Here is a 14,834-nt window from a genome sequence, read left to right as displayed (position 1 = left end):
TCAGCTCTCCGCGGCGCCGGGCGCCGATTGTCGGGTCTTGTCGTCATCCTTGTCGCGCACGAAGAACGAACGGGCAAGGATTATCAGAACCCCGATGGTGATCGCCGCATCGGCGACGTTAAAGATCATGAATGGGCGGAATTCGCCAATGTGCAGATCGGCAAAATCGGTGACGAAGCCGTCGCGATAGCGGTCGCGGATATTGCCCAGTGCCCCGCCGAGGATCAGCGACAGGCCGAGAATTTCGCTCCAGCTTCTCTCGCGCAGCATCCACACCGTCACGATCAGCGCGATAAACCCGGTGACCGCCACCAGCGCCCAGCGCATCTCGGGCGAGGTCGCCTCGAACATCCCCAGCGAAACACCGTAATTGCGAACATAGCGCAGGTCGAAGAATGGCAGGATCTCGCGGTAATCGCCAATCTGGTTGATGCCGAGCGGGCCGGTGACCCACCATTTGCTCCATTGATCGACGGCAAAGATCAGGAGCGCCAGCGCCAATCCGGTCAGGCGGTTTCGCTTGACCGGGTTCATTCCGTGTGCCCTTCGCTGACCACATCGGCGCAGCGGCCGCACAGCGCGCCGGTTTCGGCCACTTCGGGCAGATGGCGCCAGCAGCGGCCGCATTTGTGATGATCGGTCCGGGTTACCTGCACCGCGTCGCCATCACTGATCGCCACTGACGCGGTGATGAACAATTCGGCAAGGTCGAGATCGTCTGCAGTGCCGGCCGCATCGGCGGGCAGGCTGACTTCGGCTTCGAGGCCGGAGCCCAGCACCTTGTCGCGCCGCAGCGGCTCGATCGCTTCATAGGCTTCGGTGCGCAGGCCGCGGATAGCGTTCCAGCGGGCGAACAGCATATCATCGGCCGGCACCACCGGCAGGTCGGGCCATTCAAGCAGATGGACGCTGCCCCCTTGCTGATAGCGGCTGCCCCACACCTCTTCGGCAGTGAACACCAGCACCGGCGCGGCATAGCGGACCAGCGCGTGAAACAGCGTGTCGAGCACCGTCCGACATGCGCGGCGGCGCGGGTCGTCGGGCGCATCGCAATAGAGGCTGTCTTTGCGGATATCGAAGAAGAACGCCGACAGATCCTCGTTGCAGAACTCGGCCAGCGCGCGGACATAGGTGTTGAAATCGTATCCTTCCGCCGCATTGCGCAAGGTCTGGTCCAGCGTGGCAAGCAGCGCCAGCACGTAGCGCTCCAATTCGGGCATCGCTTCGGGCGCGACGCGCTCGCCTTCGTCGAACCCGTCGAGCGCGCCGAGCAGATAGCGGAAGGTGTTGCGAAGCTTGCGATACTGGTCGGCCACGCCCTTGAGGATTTCGTCGCCGATCCGGTGGTCCTCGGTGAAATCGACCGACAGCGCCCACAGGCGGATGATGTCCGCACCGTAGGTTTCCATGACCTTGTTTGGATCGACGGTATTGCCGAGGCTCTTCGACATCTTGCGCCCGTCGCTGGCCATGGTGAAGCCGTGCGTCAGCACCGCATCGTAAGGGGCGCGGCCGCGGGTGCCGCAGCTTTCGAGCAAGCTCGATTGGAACCAGCCGCGATGCTGGTCGCTGCCCTCGAGATACAGATCGGCCGGCCAGGTCAGGTCTGGCCAGCGCCCGCTCTCAAGCACAAAGGCGTGCGTGCACCCGGAATCGAACCACACGTCGAGAATGTCGGTGACCCGCTCGTAATCCGCCGGGTCCCGTTCCGGGCCGAGGAACTCTGCCGCATTGGCGTCGCTCCACGCATCGACCCCGCCCTGATGGATGGCGGCAACGATCCGCGCATTGACCGCGCCGTCGACCAGATATTCGCCGCTCTTGCGGTCGACGAATAAGGTGATCGGCACGCCCCAGGCGCGCTGGCGGCTGAGCACCCAGTCGGGCCGGCCGGCGACCATGCTGCCGATCCGGTTGCGGCCCTTTTCGGGATAGAAGCGCACCCGCTCGATCTCGCCCAGCGCCGCTTCGCGCAAGGTGGGCGAAGCGCACAGGCCCTCATCCGCCGGATTGATCGCGCCGCCTTCGTTTTCCCACTTCTTCTCGGCGCGGGTCTTGGCAGGCAGGTGAGTCAGCACCTTGTCCATCGGCACGAACCATTGCGCCGTAGCACGGAAGATGACCTTCGCCTTGGACCGCCACGAATGGGGGTAGGAATGGCGATAATCCGCGCTCGCCGCCAGCAGCGCTCCGGCCTCGGCCAGATCGGCGCAGATCGGCCCGTCAGGCGCGTTGAACTTGGGGTTGATGACGCTCCCCTGCCCGCCGAGCCAGCCCCAGTCGGCGCGATATCTGCCATCCCCCTCGACCGCGAAGACCGGCTCGATCCCGTGTTCGCGGCAGAGCAGGAAATCGTCCTCGCCATGGTCGGGGGCCATGTGGACGAGGCCCGTACCGCTGTCGGTGGTGACGAAATCGCCCGGCAGGAACGGGCGCGGCTTGGCGAAGAACCCGCCGAGATGGTGCATCGGGTGGCGGGCCAGGGTTCCGGCGAGGTCTGAACCTTTGACCGGCTTTAATTGTTCGCTCCAGTCATTTGCTTCTTCCCAGGGCCGAAACGGTGCGTCCACTGGACTGCTGGTGATACGGCTGACAAATTCGGCAGCGAGTTCCCGCGCCACCAAGAAACGGGCGCTCGGAAAGCTAACAATCACGTACTCAACCTCCGGCCCATAGGCCAAAGCCTGATTGACCGGGATCGTCCACGGCGTCGTCGTCCATACCACCGCGTGCGCGCCGACCAGCTCCGCAATAGGACTCTCGGTGATTTCGAACGCCACGTCGATCTGGGTCGAGGTGATATCTTCGTATTCAACCTCCGCCTCGGCCAGCGCGGTCTTTTCGACCGGGCTCCACATCACCGGCTTGGCGCCGCGATAGAGCTGGCCGGTCTCGGCGAATTTGAGCAATTCGCGCACGATGACCGCCTCGGCGGCGAAATCCATCGTGAGGTACGGATTGTCCCAATCGCCGCCGATCCCGAGCCGCTTGAGCTGCTCGCGCTGCACATCGACCCATTGCGCGGCATAGGCGCGGCATTCGGCGCGGAATTCGTCGGCCGGCACCTCGTCCTTGTTCAGCTTCCTCTTGCGGTACTGTTCCTCGACCTTCCATTCGATTGGCAGGCCGTGGCAGTCCCAGCCGGGAACATAGGGCGCGTCCTTGCCGAGCAGGCTCTGCGTGCGCACAACCATGTCCTTGAGCACGTGGTTGAGCGCATGGCCGATATGGATTTCGCCATTGGCGTAAGGCGGGCCATCGTGGAGGATGAACTTCTCGCGCCCGGCGCGCGCTTCGCGGAGCTGACGATAGAGCCCCTCGGCCTGCCAGCGCGCGAGAATGCCCGGTTCCTTCTGCGGCAGACCCGCCTTCATCGGGAAGTCGGTTTTCGGCAGGAAGACGGTATTCCGCCAATCGGGCGTGTCGGTGTTCTCGGGCGCGCTCATACTGGCGCGCGCCTTAGCGGCAAAGGGCTGGAGCGGGTAGCGGGAATCGAACCCGCCTAGCTAGCTTGGAAGGCTAGAGCATTACCACTATGCTATACCCGCGCGCAGCCTTGCGGCGTGCCTTGCGCGATTGCCACCGCCGCGCAGCCCGCGTCAAGCCATTCCCTGCCGCGCCGCGGGGTGGTTCGCTGGTCATTGGCCAGGAAATGTCATCAGCGCCTGCATCTGCACGCCTTCTGCCGCAAGCCGCGCTGTGCCGCCGAGATCGGGCAGATCGATGACGAACAGGGCATCGGTCACCACCGCGCCCGCTTCGCGCAGCAACGCGGCCGCGGCGAGCGCGGTGCCGCCGGTCGCCAGCAGGTCGTCAACCAACAGTACGCGCGCGCCCGGCGGGATGCTGGTTGGGTCGAGTTCGAGCCGACCGGTGCCATATTCGAGCGCATAGTCGCGGTGGAGGGTCGGCACCGGGAGCTTGCCTGGCTTGCGGATCGGGATGAAGCCGAGCCCCAGACGGCTCGCCAGCGCCGCGCCGAAAACGAACCCGCGCGCCTCGATCCCCGCAATCAGCGAAGGGCGAAGCGGGGTCGCCAGTGCGGCCAGTGCGCCGCAGGCGGCGGCAAAGCCAGGCCCATCGGCAAGCAGCGTGGTGATATCGCGGAACAACACGCCCGGGGCCGGAAAATCCGGCACGGTCCTCACGAGTCCAGTGAGATCAGCCCTCGTCATCAATCCGCCGCGCGCCAGGTCGGGCCGGCGCGGGCCGGATCAGGCGCCGTGGTGACCGGGACGCTTCAGCCGCGCCCAGATCTGCTTCTTGGCCAGGAAAGCGAGCACCGTAGCGAACAGCAGGAAGCCCAGCACCGGCCAGCCAGTCTGCTTGCGTTCGACCAGCTTGGGTTCGGCGGTCCAGGTCAGGAACGCGGCAACATCGCGCGCCATCTGGTCGACCGTCGGCTTGGGCTGGCCTTCGGCATAGGTCACCTGCCCATCCGCCGTCAGCGGCGGGGCCATGGCGAGGTTGAGCGTCGGGAAATACCGATTGAAATGCAACCCGCCCGGGGTCGAGAAGGCAGGGAATTCGCGCTTCAGCTCACCCGGAATCTGCCCGTAACCGGTCAGCAACGAATAAACGTAATTGGGCCCGTCATGCCGCGCCTTGGTGATCAGCGACAGGTCGGGCGGGATGGCATTGTTGTTCGCCGCCGCCGCCGCGATCGCGTTGGGATAGGGCGAGGGGAACTTGTCGGTCGGCAGGCCGGGGCGTAGCGCCGCCTCGCCAGTGTTGGGATCGACGCCCGGCACTTGGAAGCCGGCCGCGATCGCCTTCACTTCGGCTTCGTTATAGCCGAGCGCCTCGAGGTCACGGAAGGCGACATATTTCAACCCATGACAGGCGGCGCAGACTTCCTTGTAGACCTGCATGCCGCGTTGCAGCTGCGCGACGTCCCATTTGCCGAACGCGCCATCTGTCGGAAGATTCGCATCGCGCGGCAACAGATGAAACTCGTGTTCGGCCGTCGGCTCCACCAGATGGCCCTGGCTGATGACGGTGCCCGCCCCGAAGACGAACGCCCACAGCGATGCGAGCGCGAAGAACAGGCCGGCGAGGATACCGAAGAGGCGGATCATGTCAGGCGCTTTCCAATTCGCAAATTCGTCAGAGGGCCGGAGCCGGGGTGGCAGGCAGGTCAGGGCGCTGGTCGCGATCCATCGGCGCATCCTCGCTATCGCCCAGTACGGCCGCAGTGATCGAGGTCGGCAGCGGTTCGGGCCGTTCGATCGACGAGACGATCGGCAGAATCACGAGGAAGTGCAGGAAGTAATAGGCGGTCGCGATCTGGCTGAGCATCACATAGGGCTCTTCCGCCGGGGCGCCGCCGCACCAGAACAGCACCGCCATCGCCGGGATCAGCCCGAACCAGAAGAACTTGCGGAACAGCGGGCGATAATGGCCTGAACGCACCGGCGACTTGTCGAGCCAGGGCAGGAAGAACCACACCAGGATCGCCGCGAACATCGCCAGCACGCCGAGCAGCTTGGCCGGAATGAAGAAGAAGTCGGCGGTGAAGGCGCGCAGGATCGCGTAGAACGGCCAGAAATACCATTCGGGCACGATATGCGCCGGCGTCGAAAGGGGGTTCGCCTCGATATAATTGTCCGGGTGACCGAGCGCGTTGGGCAGGAAGAACACCATCAGCCCATAAAGCAGCAGGAACACGCCCAGCCCGAAGCCGTCCTTGGCCGTGTAATAGGGGTGGAACGGGACCGTGTCCGATTCCTGCTTCACCTCGACCCCGGTGGGATTCGACGAGCCCGGAATATGCAGCGCCCAGATGTGCAGGATGACGACCGCAGCAATCACGAAGGGCAGCAGGAAGTGCAGCGAGAAGAACCGGTTGAGCGCCGCATTGTCGGGGGCAAAGCCGCCCAGCAGCCACACCTGCAACGGCTCGCCGATCAGCGGGATCGCGCCGAACAGGCCGGTAATCACCTTGGCACCCCAGAAGCTCATCTGGCCCCAGGGCAGCACGTAGCCCATGAAGGCCGTCGCCATCATCAAGAGGAAGATGACCACGCCCAGGAGCCAGATCATCTCGCGCGGGGCCTTGTAAGACGAGTAGAAGAAGCCGCGGAAGATGTGGAGGTAGACCACCACGAAGAAGAAGCTGGCGCCGTTCGCATGGCCGTAGCGCATCAACCAGCCCCAGTTCACATCGCGCATGATGTGTTCGGTGGTGGCAAAGGCGACCTGCGCATTGGCGGCATAATGCATCGCCAGGACGACGCCGGTAACGATCTGCAACACCAGACAGAACCCGGCGAGAACGCCGAAATTCCACATGTAGTTGAGGTTGCGCGGCACCGGATAACCGCCGCCGATCGCGTTGTAGACGAGGCGCGGGAGGGGCAGCTTCTCGTCGAGAAACCGGGTAATACCCGTCTGCGGTTCGTATTGCTTGGCCCAGGGAAAGCTCATGATGCGGTCTCTATTCCTCAGCCAACCCGGATCACGGTGTCGGACGTGAATTCATATTCGGGCACTTCGAGATTGAGCGGCGCCGGACCTTTGCGGATGCGCGCTGCGGTGTCGTAGTGCGAGCCATGGCAGGGGCAGAAATAGCCGCCGAACTCGCCCTTGTTCTCGCCTTCGGCCGCGCCCAGCGGGACGCAGCCCAGATGGGTGCACACGCCCATCGTGACGAGCACGTCGCCGTGCCCTTCCTTGGTCCGTTCGGCGAGCGTCGCGGGATCGCGCAGCGAGCCGACATCGACCGCATTGGCGGCAGCGATTTCGGCCGGCGTCAGCCGGCGGATGAACAGCGGCTGCTTGCGAAACACCGCCTTGATCGCCTGCCCGGCCTGAATGGCGCTGACATCGACTTCAGTGGTGCTTTCGGCCAGCACGTCGGCCGACGGGGCCATCTGGCTGATCAGCGGATAGAGCACCGCGATGCCGCCCATCGCGGCCGCGCTGGTGGCAGCGATATTGATGAAGTCACGGCGGCGGACGCCGTCGGCACCATCACCATCGCCCGGTTCCCCGACCGGAGTGATGTGCGATACGCCGTGCTGGTCGCCCGGCAGGGCATCGCCCTCGATTCCCCCGGGGGTAACGCTGCCAGTGGTGTTCACCATGATCCCGCCTTGTTCAGTTCCGTCCCGCGCGTCAGCGACAGACGAAGCTCAGAAATACTGCAACCGTTGCTTGAACCGAGTTGCCCCCAATCCGCGCTTTATCATCGGGTGTGCGGCGGGCACGATGCGCCTGCCTCCCGGTGCCGGTTTGGCCGGCCTCTAACCGCGAAACGGCCGCCTGCCAACCGGGTTTTTGGCCGGCTCAGGGGGTTTGTGGCAAGGCGATGACACAGAGCAACCGGCCGTAGCTTGCCTCGCCGCGATGGGTGGCCCGGCGAAAGGAATAGAACCGCGCCTCGTCGGTATAGGTGTCGAGGGCCAGATCGTCGATTTCGTCGACCCCGGCCATGCGGAGCCGCTGCGCGACATAGGCGGGCAGGTCGAATTGCCATTTTCCCGGTGCTCTACGCGCGAAGAAGCGCGCGTCCGCCGGGGTGAAACCGGCGCGGAAGCTGTCATCGACCTCGTAACTGACCTGAGCGATGGTCGGGCCGATGGCGGCGACGATGTGGGCGGGCCGCGCGCCAAGGCGGACCATCGCGGCGACGGTGTTCTCGAGCACCCCGCCATGCGCCCCCCGCCAGCCGGCATGAGCGGCGCCGATCACGCCTGCCTCGCAGTCGGCCAAGAGCACCGGCGCGCAATCGGCGGTCAGGATCGAAAGCGCGATGCCGGGCCGGTCGGTCACCAGTGCATCGGCCGGCGGGCGCGCGCTGTCGGGCCAGGGTTCAGTCACCATCAGCACGTCGGGCGAGTGGACCTGATAGGGCGCGACCATCACTGCGCCTGGCGCGATCGCGGCCAGCGCGCGCGCACGGTTTTCCGCCACCGCCGCCGGATCGTCGTCCGAGCCAAGGCCGGCATTGAGTCCGGCCACCGCGCCGCGCGAGACGCCGCCCTGCCGTGTGCAGAAGCCGTGCGCGATGCCTGCCAGCGCGGCCGAGCGCAGCACCTCAACCAAGGCTGCGCAGCACCTGTTCCTGCGTGTCGCGCGACAGGCCGGGCGCGGCCGCGATCCGCTCGAGCTCCTCCCGCATTAGCGCCGCCCGGCCGGGCTCTATCCGCCGCCAGCGGCCGAGCGCAGGAACGAAGCGCGCCGCAGTCTGCGGGTTCAGCGGATCGAGTTCGAGAATCAGGTCGGCAATAATCCGATAGCCGGCGCCATCGGCCTGATGAAAGCCATGCGGATTGCCGGCAAAGGCCATGTAGAGGCTGCGCACGCGGTTGGGATTGCGCAGTGTGAAATCGGGGTGCTTGGCCAGCGCCTTGACGTGTTCGAGAACCGCAGGATGCAGCGAGCTCGCCTGAAGCGAAAACCATTTGTCGATCACCAGCGCATCGCCTTCGAAGCGGCGATAGAAATCGATCAGCCGGTCGGTCCGTGCTGCGCTGCGCAGACCCGTCAGCACCATCAGCGCGCCTTGCCGGTCGGTCATGTTGTCGGCGGCATCATATTGCGCTGCGGCCATGTCGGCCGCGCGGTCCGGGTTGCCGGCGGCGAGATAGACCAGCGCCTGCGTCTTCAATTTGCGCGCGCCGCGTGCCTCGGGGCTGAGCGAATAGGGCACGCCGCTGGCGCGCTGGTGCGCGGCGATGAAATCAGCCTCCAGCGTCTGGCCCAGCCAGCCCTTCAGCGATTCGCGCGCCGCGTGGATCGCCGCCGGATCGGCCGCATCGAATTGCTCGGCAAGATAGGTCTGGCTGGGCAGGATCAGCAATTCGCCGCGCATCAGATCATCCAGCCGCTCGTCGCCCAGCACGGCGCGCATTGCCTCGCCGATGGCCGCGCGCACCTCGTCGTCGGCCTTGCCCGCGACCGCGGCGATGAGATAGCCGACAACCAGTTCCTGCATCGCCTCGTAACGGGCAAAGGCGTCGTCATCATGCGCGGCGAGGAACACCAGATCCGCAGTGCTGACCTCGCGCTCGAGCGTGATCGGCGCCGTGAAGCGGCGGTTGATCGACAGCACTGGCGGACTGGCGAATCCGGACCATTCAAACCTCGCCTGCTCGCCCGTCAATACGATCAGTTCCTCGCCCCGGTGGCGGCCAGTATCGCGGTCGAACAGCGCCACGAGGAGCGGGATCGGCATTGGCTGCTTGTCGGGCTGGCCCGGTGTTGGCGGCACCCTCTGCGTCAGGGTGAGGGTGGCGGTATCGCCCTGATGGCTGAGCCGGGCGCGCACCTGCGGGGTGCCGGCCTGTTCGTACCACAGCCGGAACTGGGTGAGGTCGATCCCGGCGCCCTCCTCGATCGCGCGGATGAAATCCTCGCAAGTGGCGGCCTGGCCATCGTGGCGCTCGAAATAGAGGTCGCAGCCGCGCCGGAACGCCTCCGCGCCCGCCATGGTCCGCATCATGCGGATCACCTCGGCCCCCTTGTTGTAGATGGTCGAGGTGTAGAAATTGCTGATCTCGCGGAAGCTGTCGGGGCGGATGGGGTGCGCCAGCGGGCCCGAATCCTCGGGGAACTGGACACTGCGGAGCAGCCGCACGTCCTCGATCCGTTTCACCGCCTCGCCCTGCATATCCTGGCTGAACAGCTGATCGCGCAGCACGGTGAAGCCTTCCTTGAGGCTTAGCTGGAACCAGTCGCGGCAGGTGACGCGGTTGCCCGACCAATTGTGGAAATATTCGTGCGCGATGACCCCTTCGACGCCGTCATAATCGCCATCGGTCGCGGTCGCGGTATCGGCCAGCACATATTTGGTGTTGAAGACGTTGAGCCCCTTGTTTTCCATCGCCCCCATGTTGAAATCGCTGACCGCGACGATGTTGTAGCAGTCGAGATCATATTCGCGGCCGAACACCTCCTCGTCCCATGTCATGCTCGCCTTGAGGCTGTCCATCGCGTGCTGCGTGCGGTCGAGGTCGCCCGCGCGGACCCAGATGGCGAGCGCCACCTCGCGGCCGGTCATGGTCGTGAAGCTGTCGCGGCGGGCGACGAGATCGCCGGCGACCAGAGCGAACAGATAGGACGGCTTGGGCCAGGGATCGTGCCATTCGGCCCAATGCGTGCCGTCGCTGCCTTCTCCCCCTGCCACGCGATTACCATTCGACAGCAGCACCGGAAACGCCGCTTTCGGCCCTGTCATCCGCACAGTATAGGTGCTGAGCACGTCCGGCCGGTCGGGAAAGAAGGTGATGCGCCGGAAGCCTTCCGCCTCGCACTGGGTGCACAGCATCCCGTTCGAGGCATAGAGCCCCATCAGCTGGCTGTTCTGGTCGGGGGCAATTTCGGTGACGATGCGCACGGTATGATCACCGGCACTCAAGGGCACCAGCAGGTCACTGCCGGTCACCGACCAATCGCTCACGGTTGCGCCATCGACCTCGACCGACAGGGGCGTCAGGCCATCGCCGTTGAGGCGGATATGCGGCTCGGCCTCGACCGCCGGATTGGGCGCCACGGTCAGCTCGGCGGTGACGCGGGTCTGCGCGAGGCCCAGGTCGAAGTGGAGCCGGGTTTGCGGCACGAGCCAGGCGAAGGGGCGGTAATCCTTGCGGTGGATCACCGCGGGCGCCTGCGGCTCGGCGGCGGCGTCGGCCATTTCGGGGTTGCCAGACGGGGTCGAAGGGGTGCGGGCGATATCCATGGCGATTGTTCTAGCGTCTTTGCACGGCCGGTCCATCGGCTAGAGAGGGCGTGATGGGGCGGATGGTGATTTTCGGGCTCGGCTACAGCGCGCAGCGGATTGCGGCGCTGCTCACCGCCAGCGGCTGGGAGGTACGCGCCACGGGCAGCGCGGGCGATCTGGCGTTCGGCGACGAGGCAGCGGTGCGGGCGGCGCTGGAGGGGGCGAGCCATGTCCTGTCGAGTGTGCCGCCCGCTGACGGGGGCGATCCCGTGCTCGCCCGCTACGGCGAGGAGCTGGGTAGCGTGGAATGGCTGGGCTACCTCTCCTCGACCGGCGTCTATGGCGATACGGGCGGCGCTTGGGTCGATGAGAGCGCCCCGACCGGGCATGGCCGCCGGGCCGATCGCAGCGCCGCCGACGCTGCCTGGCTGGCGCGCGGGGGAAGAGTGTTTCGCCTGCCGGGCATTTACGGGCCGGGTCGCAGCGCGCTCGACCGGGTGCGGTTGGGAAGCGCGCATCGCATTGATATGCCGCATCAAATCTTCAGCCGTATCCATGTCGATGATCTTGCCGCGGGCGTGGTCGCGGGCCTGACCGGGCCGGCTGGGGCCTATAATTTCGCGGACGAGCTACCGGCGAGCCAGAATGCGGTGGTCGAGGAAGCCTGCCGCCTTCTCGGCGCGCCGTTGCCGCCGCTGCGAACGCTTGAAGAGGCGCAGCTTTCCCCGATGGCGCGAGGGTTTTATGCCGAAAACCGCCGGGTGGCGAATGGCAAGGCGCGGCGGGTGCTCGGCTGGCGTCCGGCCTTTCCGACTTATCGGGAAGGGCTTGCGGCGATCCTTGCAGCGGGTGGCTAATCCGTGCGTATTTGCCGCGCACGCAGCGCCAGAACCATGCCAATGATAGACAGCAGCGCGCCAAACATGGCCAAGGATGACCAACGATAGCCTTCCAGCAGCGTCGAAACGGCCATGGCGATGACCACCACCAGCACGCCATTATAGGCCGCCCGCCCGGCACCCAGTTCGCGGACCAGATTGTAGTATAGCGGGAAGGTGACCACGCTGCCCGCCAGCGCCAGCCACGCCGTGCCGAGCCAGTATTCCGGCGCGGCCGGCGCCACCGGCGGCCCGGCGATGGCCCAGGCAGCGGCGATATCGATCAGCGCGCCATAGGCCATGGCCCAGGCGAGCAGGCTGATCAGCGGCACCCCGCGCCCCGCGGGCCCGGCCTGGATGACATTGGCGAGCGAGGCCGACAGCATCCCCGCAAGCGCCAGCAGCCCGCCCAGCCACACTGTGCCCCCGAGCGGCGCGGCGCGCGCTTCATTAACCAGCAACAGCGCGATGCCGGCCAGCGCCACCCCGCTGCCGAGCAGGAATTGCCGCGTCACCCGCTCGCCCAGCAGCCACTGCGCGAACAGGGCGTTGGGGACGAACATCACCCCGATCACCAGCGCGACGATGCCCGAGGTCAGATGATGCTCGCTATGATAGACAAAGGCGTAATTGCCACAGAACTGGAACAGCCCCATCGCCAGCGCCAGCCGGTGCGCGCGCGCCGGCATCGCCAGGCCCTTCCCGGTTGCGATCGCCAGCAGCGCCATCGCCGGGGCGGCCAACGCAAAGCGCCAGGCGATCGACCACATTGCCGGCACCCCGTCGATCTGCCCGCGAATGATATACCAGGTCGAGCCCCAGATCATCGCGGTCAGCAGGAACGGCAAGATGATGCGCGGCGTCCACAATCCGGCGCGCGCGGGCGGCGGGGTCATAATCCGGCGATGGCGCGGGCGAGCGCGGCGGCGGCCTCGGGCGTGGTGTTCCAGGCGGTGACAAATCGCGCCGCCTCCGGCCCCCAATCGTAGAAGGCGAAACCGGCCCCGCGCAGCGCGGCGCGCTCTGCCGGGGTCAGGCGCACGAACAGCTCGTTCGCTTCGACCGGGTGGAGCAGCCGGTCGGCGCATCCCGCCGCGATCTCCGCCGCCGCGCCATTGGCGGCGCGCGCATTGGCAAGCCACAGATCGCCTTCGACCATCGCCAGCAATTGCGCGGCGAGAAAGCGGCCCTTGGACTGGAGATGCCCGGCGCGCTTGCGGCGATAGCGGGCGAGCGCCGCGCGTTCGGGGTCGAAGAACAGCACCGCCTCGGAGCTCATCGCGCCGTTCTTGATGCAGCCGAAAGCCAGCGTATCGACCGGGCCGGCCGCTTCGCCCGCCGTGCAGCCGAGGAAGGCGGCGGCATTGGCAAAGCGTGCCCCGTCCATATGCAGCGCCAGCCCGCGCTGGCGGCATTCGGCGGCGATGGCGGCCAGTTCGGCCGGGCGATAGGCGCGGCCATATTCGCTCGCCTGCGTGATCGAGACGGCGTGCGGCTGCACCTGGTGGACATCGTCGCGGATCGGATCGGCCACTGCCGCAATCGCGGCGGGCGTCAGCAGCGCGCCTTCGCCATCGGCCAGCAACAGCTTGGCGCCGTGGAGGTAGAAGCCCGGCGCGCCGCCTTCATCGACCTCGATATGCGCTTCGCGGTGGCAGATCACGGCGCCATGCGGAGGGACCAGCGTGGCAAGCGCGAGGCAGTTGGCGGCCGTGCCGGTGGCCGCCCACAGGACCGCGCATTCGCGCCCGAACAGCTGCGAGAATGCCGCATCGAGCCGCTGCGACAATCCATCGCCATCATAGGGCGCATCGGCCGCGTCAGCAGCGCGCAGCGCGTCCCAGATGCGCGGATGGACCGGCGCGGCATTATCCGACAGGAAAAGCATCGGAACGCCCGTAGCGGGCGGCGCGTTGGTTGCAAGAAGGAGAAAGCGCGTGACCGACAAGAGTTTCGAGATCACTCATCATGATAACGGCGCCACCGGCGAATATCGCGCGGCGGTGCCTGGATCGGATGCGGTCGGCCGCCTGACGTGGAAAGATCGGGGCGGCGCGCGGGTGGCGGATCACACGCTGGTCCCGCCGGAAATCGGCGGGCGCGGCGTGGCGGCGGCGCTGGTCGAGGCGCTGATCGCGGATGCGCGGGCCGAAGGGTTCAAGGTTGTCCCGCAATGCTCCTATGTCGAGGCGCAGTTCCGCCGGCATCCCGAGTGGGCAGATCTGCGCGCCTGACGGCTAGAGCCGCGCCAAGCCCTCCATAATGGTGCGCCCGTCGCCACCAATGGCGCGCAGGGTAATCTCGCCGTCGGCACTGCTTGCCGCGAGGTGCAATGGCTGGCCGCAAAAGGCCGGGGCCATGGCGCGGACGCTGGCGCTGGCCAGCGGACCGAAGGCAGCCGCCGCGTGATTGAGCAGCAGGCTGGCGACCAGCGGGCCGTGCACCAGCAGCGCGGGATAGAGCTCGACCTCGCGCGTGTAGGGCAGGTCGTAATGGATGCGGTGAGCGTTGAAGGTCAGCGCCGAGAAACGCAGGAGCATCGGTTCGTTGGGGGTCAGCGTGCGGACCGCGTCCCAGCCGGACAGATCGGGCGTGTCCGCGCCGGGTAGCGGCGTCATCGCGCTGCCCGCTGCGCGATAGACCAGCGTCTGGACCTCGCGCACGGCCGGCACGCCGTCAGCGCGTGTTTCCATGGCGAGTTCGACAAATCCCAGCGGCCCGCTGCGCCCTTCCTTGCCGCTGGCCGACACGACGCGCGTCAGCCGGGTGATCGGCGCGCCGGCGGTCAGGGGGGCGAGAAACTCGAGCCGGCTCGCCGCCCACATCCGCCGGGGTAGCGGGATCGGCGGCAGCAGATCGCCCTTGGGCGGGTGGCCATCGGGCCCGAGTGCCGCCGTTGGCACCGCACCAGGGGCGAGGCACCAGTGGAGGCCGGGCGGAGCCACCGTGCCGCTATGGTCGAGATCGAGCGTGGCACAAAACCCGTCGATCAGTCCCTGCGTCAACAGGTCCGACCCCTCGGCCTCACCGCCGATCCACCGATCCCATTCGCCCGCCATATGCGCCGCCTCCTCGCCAACGCGGCCTAGGCACAAAGACAGTCGGGGCAAAGCGGAGAAATGGTGCTGCTGGGGAGGATTGAACTCCCGACCTCACCCTTACCAAGGGTGCGCTCTACCACTGAGCTACAGCAGCAGCGTGCCGCGCGCCAATCTGCGCGAGGGCGGGCGCGCTATTGGCGCGGGGCCGCGTAAAGTCAAGCCGCTTGCACCGCTGCCGGGCGTGCGCCAAAC

Annotated in this window: 13 protein-coding genes and 2 tRNA genes; 2 read left to right on the top strand and 13 right to left on the bottom strand. The window is 66.6% G+C overall.

The features are described from left to right. From lspA to pepN, 9 genes are all read right to left on the bottom strand, one after another. Positions 1-534: a signal peptidase II gene (gene lspA, locus ILT46_RS06825; protein WP_199503878.1), complete on the bottom strand. Its 534-nt coding sequence runs from the start codon at positions 532-534 to the stop codon at positions 1-3. Beyond that, a complete protein-coding gene (ileS, locus tag ILT46_RS06820) occupies positions 531-3,446 on the bottom strand; it encodes an isoleucine--tRNA ligase (protein ID WP_199503877.1) in 2,916 nt (971 codons plus the stop codon). Before ileS ends, lspA begins: the two co-directional genes overlap by 4 nt. Before the next feature lie 28 nt (positions 3,447-3,474). Further along, positions 3,475-3,548: transfer RNA gene (locus ILT46_RS06815), tRNA-Gly, on the bottom strand. Positions 3,549-3,638: 90 nt separating this feature from the next. Continuing rightward, positions 3,639-4,175, bottom strand: a complete 537-nt coding sequence (locus ILT46_RS06810) for an adenine phosphoribosyltransferase (protein WP_199503876.1) — start codon at positions 4,173-4,175, stop codon at positions 3,639-3,641. Between the two features lie 39 nt (positions 4,176-4,214). Then, the gene (locus ILT46_RS06805; RefSeq protein ID WP_199503875.1) at positions 4,215-5,078 is read right to left on the bottom strand and encodes a cytochrome c1; all 864 of its coding nucleotides are present in this window, start codon (positions 5,076-5,078) and stop codon (positions 4,215-4,217) included. 28 nt (positions 5,079-5,106) lie between these two features. After that, positions 5,107-6,426, bottom strand: coding sequence for a cytochrome b (locus ILT46_RS06800; RefSeq protein WP_199503874.1), 1,320 nt, complete (start codon positions 6,424-6,426; stop codon positions 5,107-5,109). A gap of 17 nt (positions 6,427-6,443) precedes the next feature. Continuing rightward, entirely contained in the window at positions 6,444-7,085 is a 642-nt protein-coding gene (gene petA, locus ILT46_RS06795) for a ubiquinol-cytochrome c reductase iron-sulfur subunit (RefSeq protein ID WP_199503873.1), read from the bottom strand. A 202-nt stretch (positions 7,086-7,287) separates the two neighbouring features. Then, positions 7,288-8,046 carry a peptidoglycan editing factor PgeF gene (pgeF, locus tag ILT46_RS06790; protein WP_233397066.1) on the bottom strand — a complete coding sequence of 253 codons (759 nt, stop codon included), beginning with the start codon at positions 8,044-8,046 and terminating at the stop codon, positions 7,288-7,290. Beyond that, a complete protein-coding gene (gene pepN, locus ILT46_RS06785) occupies positions 8,039-10,681 on the bottom strand; it encodes an aminopeptidase N (protein WP_199503872.1) in 2,643 nt (880 codons plus the stop codon). Before pepN ends, pgeF begins: the two co-directional genes overlap by 8 nt. Before the next feature lie 53 nt (positions 10,682-10,734). Between pepN and ILT46_RS06780 the strand changes: the two genes are divergently transcribed. Further along, a complete protein-coding gene (locus tag ILT46_RS06780) occupies positions 10,735-11,520 on the top strand; it encodes an SDR family NAD(P)-dependent oxidoreductase (protein WP_199503871.1) in 786 nt (261 codons plus the stop codon). On the opposite strand, the gene ILT46_RS06775 is transcribed toward ILT46_RS06780, so the two are convergent. Then, positions 11,517-12,437 (bottom strand): DMT family transporter, encoded by a 921-nt coding sequence (locus ILT46_RS06775; protein ID WP_199503870.1) that lies wholly within the window; start codon positions 12,435-12,437, stop codon positions 11,517-11,519. The two genes, ILT46_RS06780 and ILT46_RS06775, sit on opposite strands and share 4 nt — an antisense overlap. Further along, positions 12,434-13,429 (bottom strand): threonine aldolase family protein, encoded by a 996-nt coding sequence (locus ILT46_RS06770; RefSeq protein WP_199503869.1) that lies wholly within the window; start codon positions 13,427-13,429, stop codon positions 12,434-12,436. Before ILT46_RS06770 ends, ILT46_RS06775 begins: the two co-directional genes overlap by 4 nt. Before the next feature lie 49 nt (positions 13,430-13,478). Here ILT46_RS06770 and ILT46_RS06765 point away from each other — a divergent pair, with 49 nt between their 5' ends. Further along, positions 13,479-13,775, top strand: coding sequence for a GNAT family N-acetyltransferase (locus tag ILT46_RS06765; RefSeq protein WP_370592367.1), 297 nt, complete (start codon positions 13,479-13,481; stop codon positions 13,773-13,775). 3 nt (positions 13,776-13,778) lie between these two features. On the opposite strand, the gene ILT46_RS06760 is transcribed toward ILT46_RS06765, so the two are convergent. Together ILT46_RS06760 and ILT46_RS06755 are read right to left on the bottom strand one after the other, a co-directional pair. Then, on the bottom strand, positions 13,779-14,600 hold the full coding sequence (locus ILT46_RS06760; RefSeq protein ID WP_199503867.1) for an FAS1-like dehydratase domain-containing protein: 822 nt from the start codon (positions 14,598-14,600) through the stop codon (positions 13,779-13,781). Positions 14,601-14,661: 61 nt separating this feature from the next. Then, a tRNA-Thr gene (locus ILT46_RS06755) sits at positions 14,662-14,736 on the bottom strand. Between the last annotated feature and the right edge of the window lie 98 nt (positions 14,737-14,834).

Source organism: Qipengyuania sp. YIM B01966, assembly GCF_016461955.1.
In the GTDB taxonomy this organism is placed as follows: Bacteria; Pseudomonadota; Alphaproteobacteria; order Sphingomonadales; family Sphingomonadaceae; genus QFOP01.
This window is presented reverse-complemented; position numbering and strand designations above follow the sequence as displayed.

Excerpts from the sequence above, each read along its gene's own strand:
- ILT46_RS06760 (WP_199503867.1), bottom strand. The coding sequence starts at position 14,600 with ATGGCGGGCGAATGGGATCGGTGGATCGGCGGTGAGGCCGAGGGGTCG.
- lspA (WP_199503878.1), bottom strand. The coding sequence starts at position 534 with ATGAACCCGGTCAAGCGAAACCGCCTGACCGGATTGGCGCTGGCGCTC.
- ileS (WP_199503877.1), bottom strand. The coding sequence starts at position 3,446 with ATGAGCGCGCCCGAGAACACCGACACGCCCGATTGGCGGAATACCGTC.
- pepN (WP_199503872.1), bottom strand. The coding sequence starts at position 10,681 with ATGGATATCGCCCGCACCCCTTCGACCCCGTCTGGCAACCCCGAAATG.
- ILT46_RS06775 (WP_199503870.1), bottom strand. The coding sequence starts at position 12,437 with ATGACCCCGCCGCCCGCGCGCGCCGGATTGTGGACGCCGCGCATCATC.
- petA (WP_199503873.1), bottom strand. The coding sequence starts at position 7,085 with ATGGTGAACACCACTGGCAGCGTTACCCCCGGGGGAATCGAGGGCGAT.
- ILT46_RS06805 (WP_199503875.1), bottom strand. The coding sequence starts at position 5,078 with ATGATCCGCCTCTTCGGTATCCTCGCCGGCCTGTTCTTCGCGCTCGCA.
- ILT46_RS06810 (WP_199503876.1), bottom strand. The coding sequence starts at position 4,175 with ATGACGAGGGCTGATCTCACTGGACTCGTGAGGACCGTGCCGGATTTT.
- ILT46_RS06780 (WP_199503871.1), top strand. The coding sequence starts at position 10,735 with ATGGGGCGGATGGTGATTTTCGGGCTCGGCTACAGCGCGCAGCGGATT.
- ILT46_RS06770 (WP_199503869.1), bottom strand. The coding sequence starts at position 13,429 with ATGCTTTTCCTGTCGGATAATGCCGCGCCGGTCCATCCGCGCATCTGG.
- ILT46_RS06800 (WP_199503874.1), bottom strand. The coding sequence starts at position 6,426 with ATGAGCTTTCCCTGGGCCAAGCAATACGAACCGCAGACGGGTATTACC.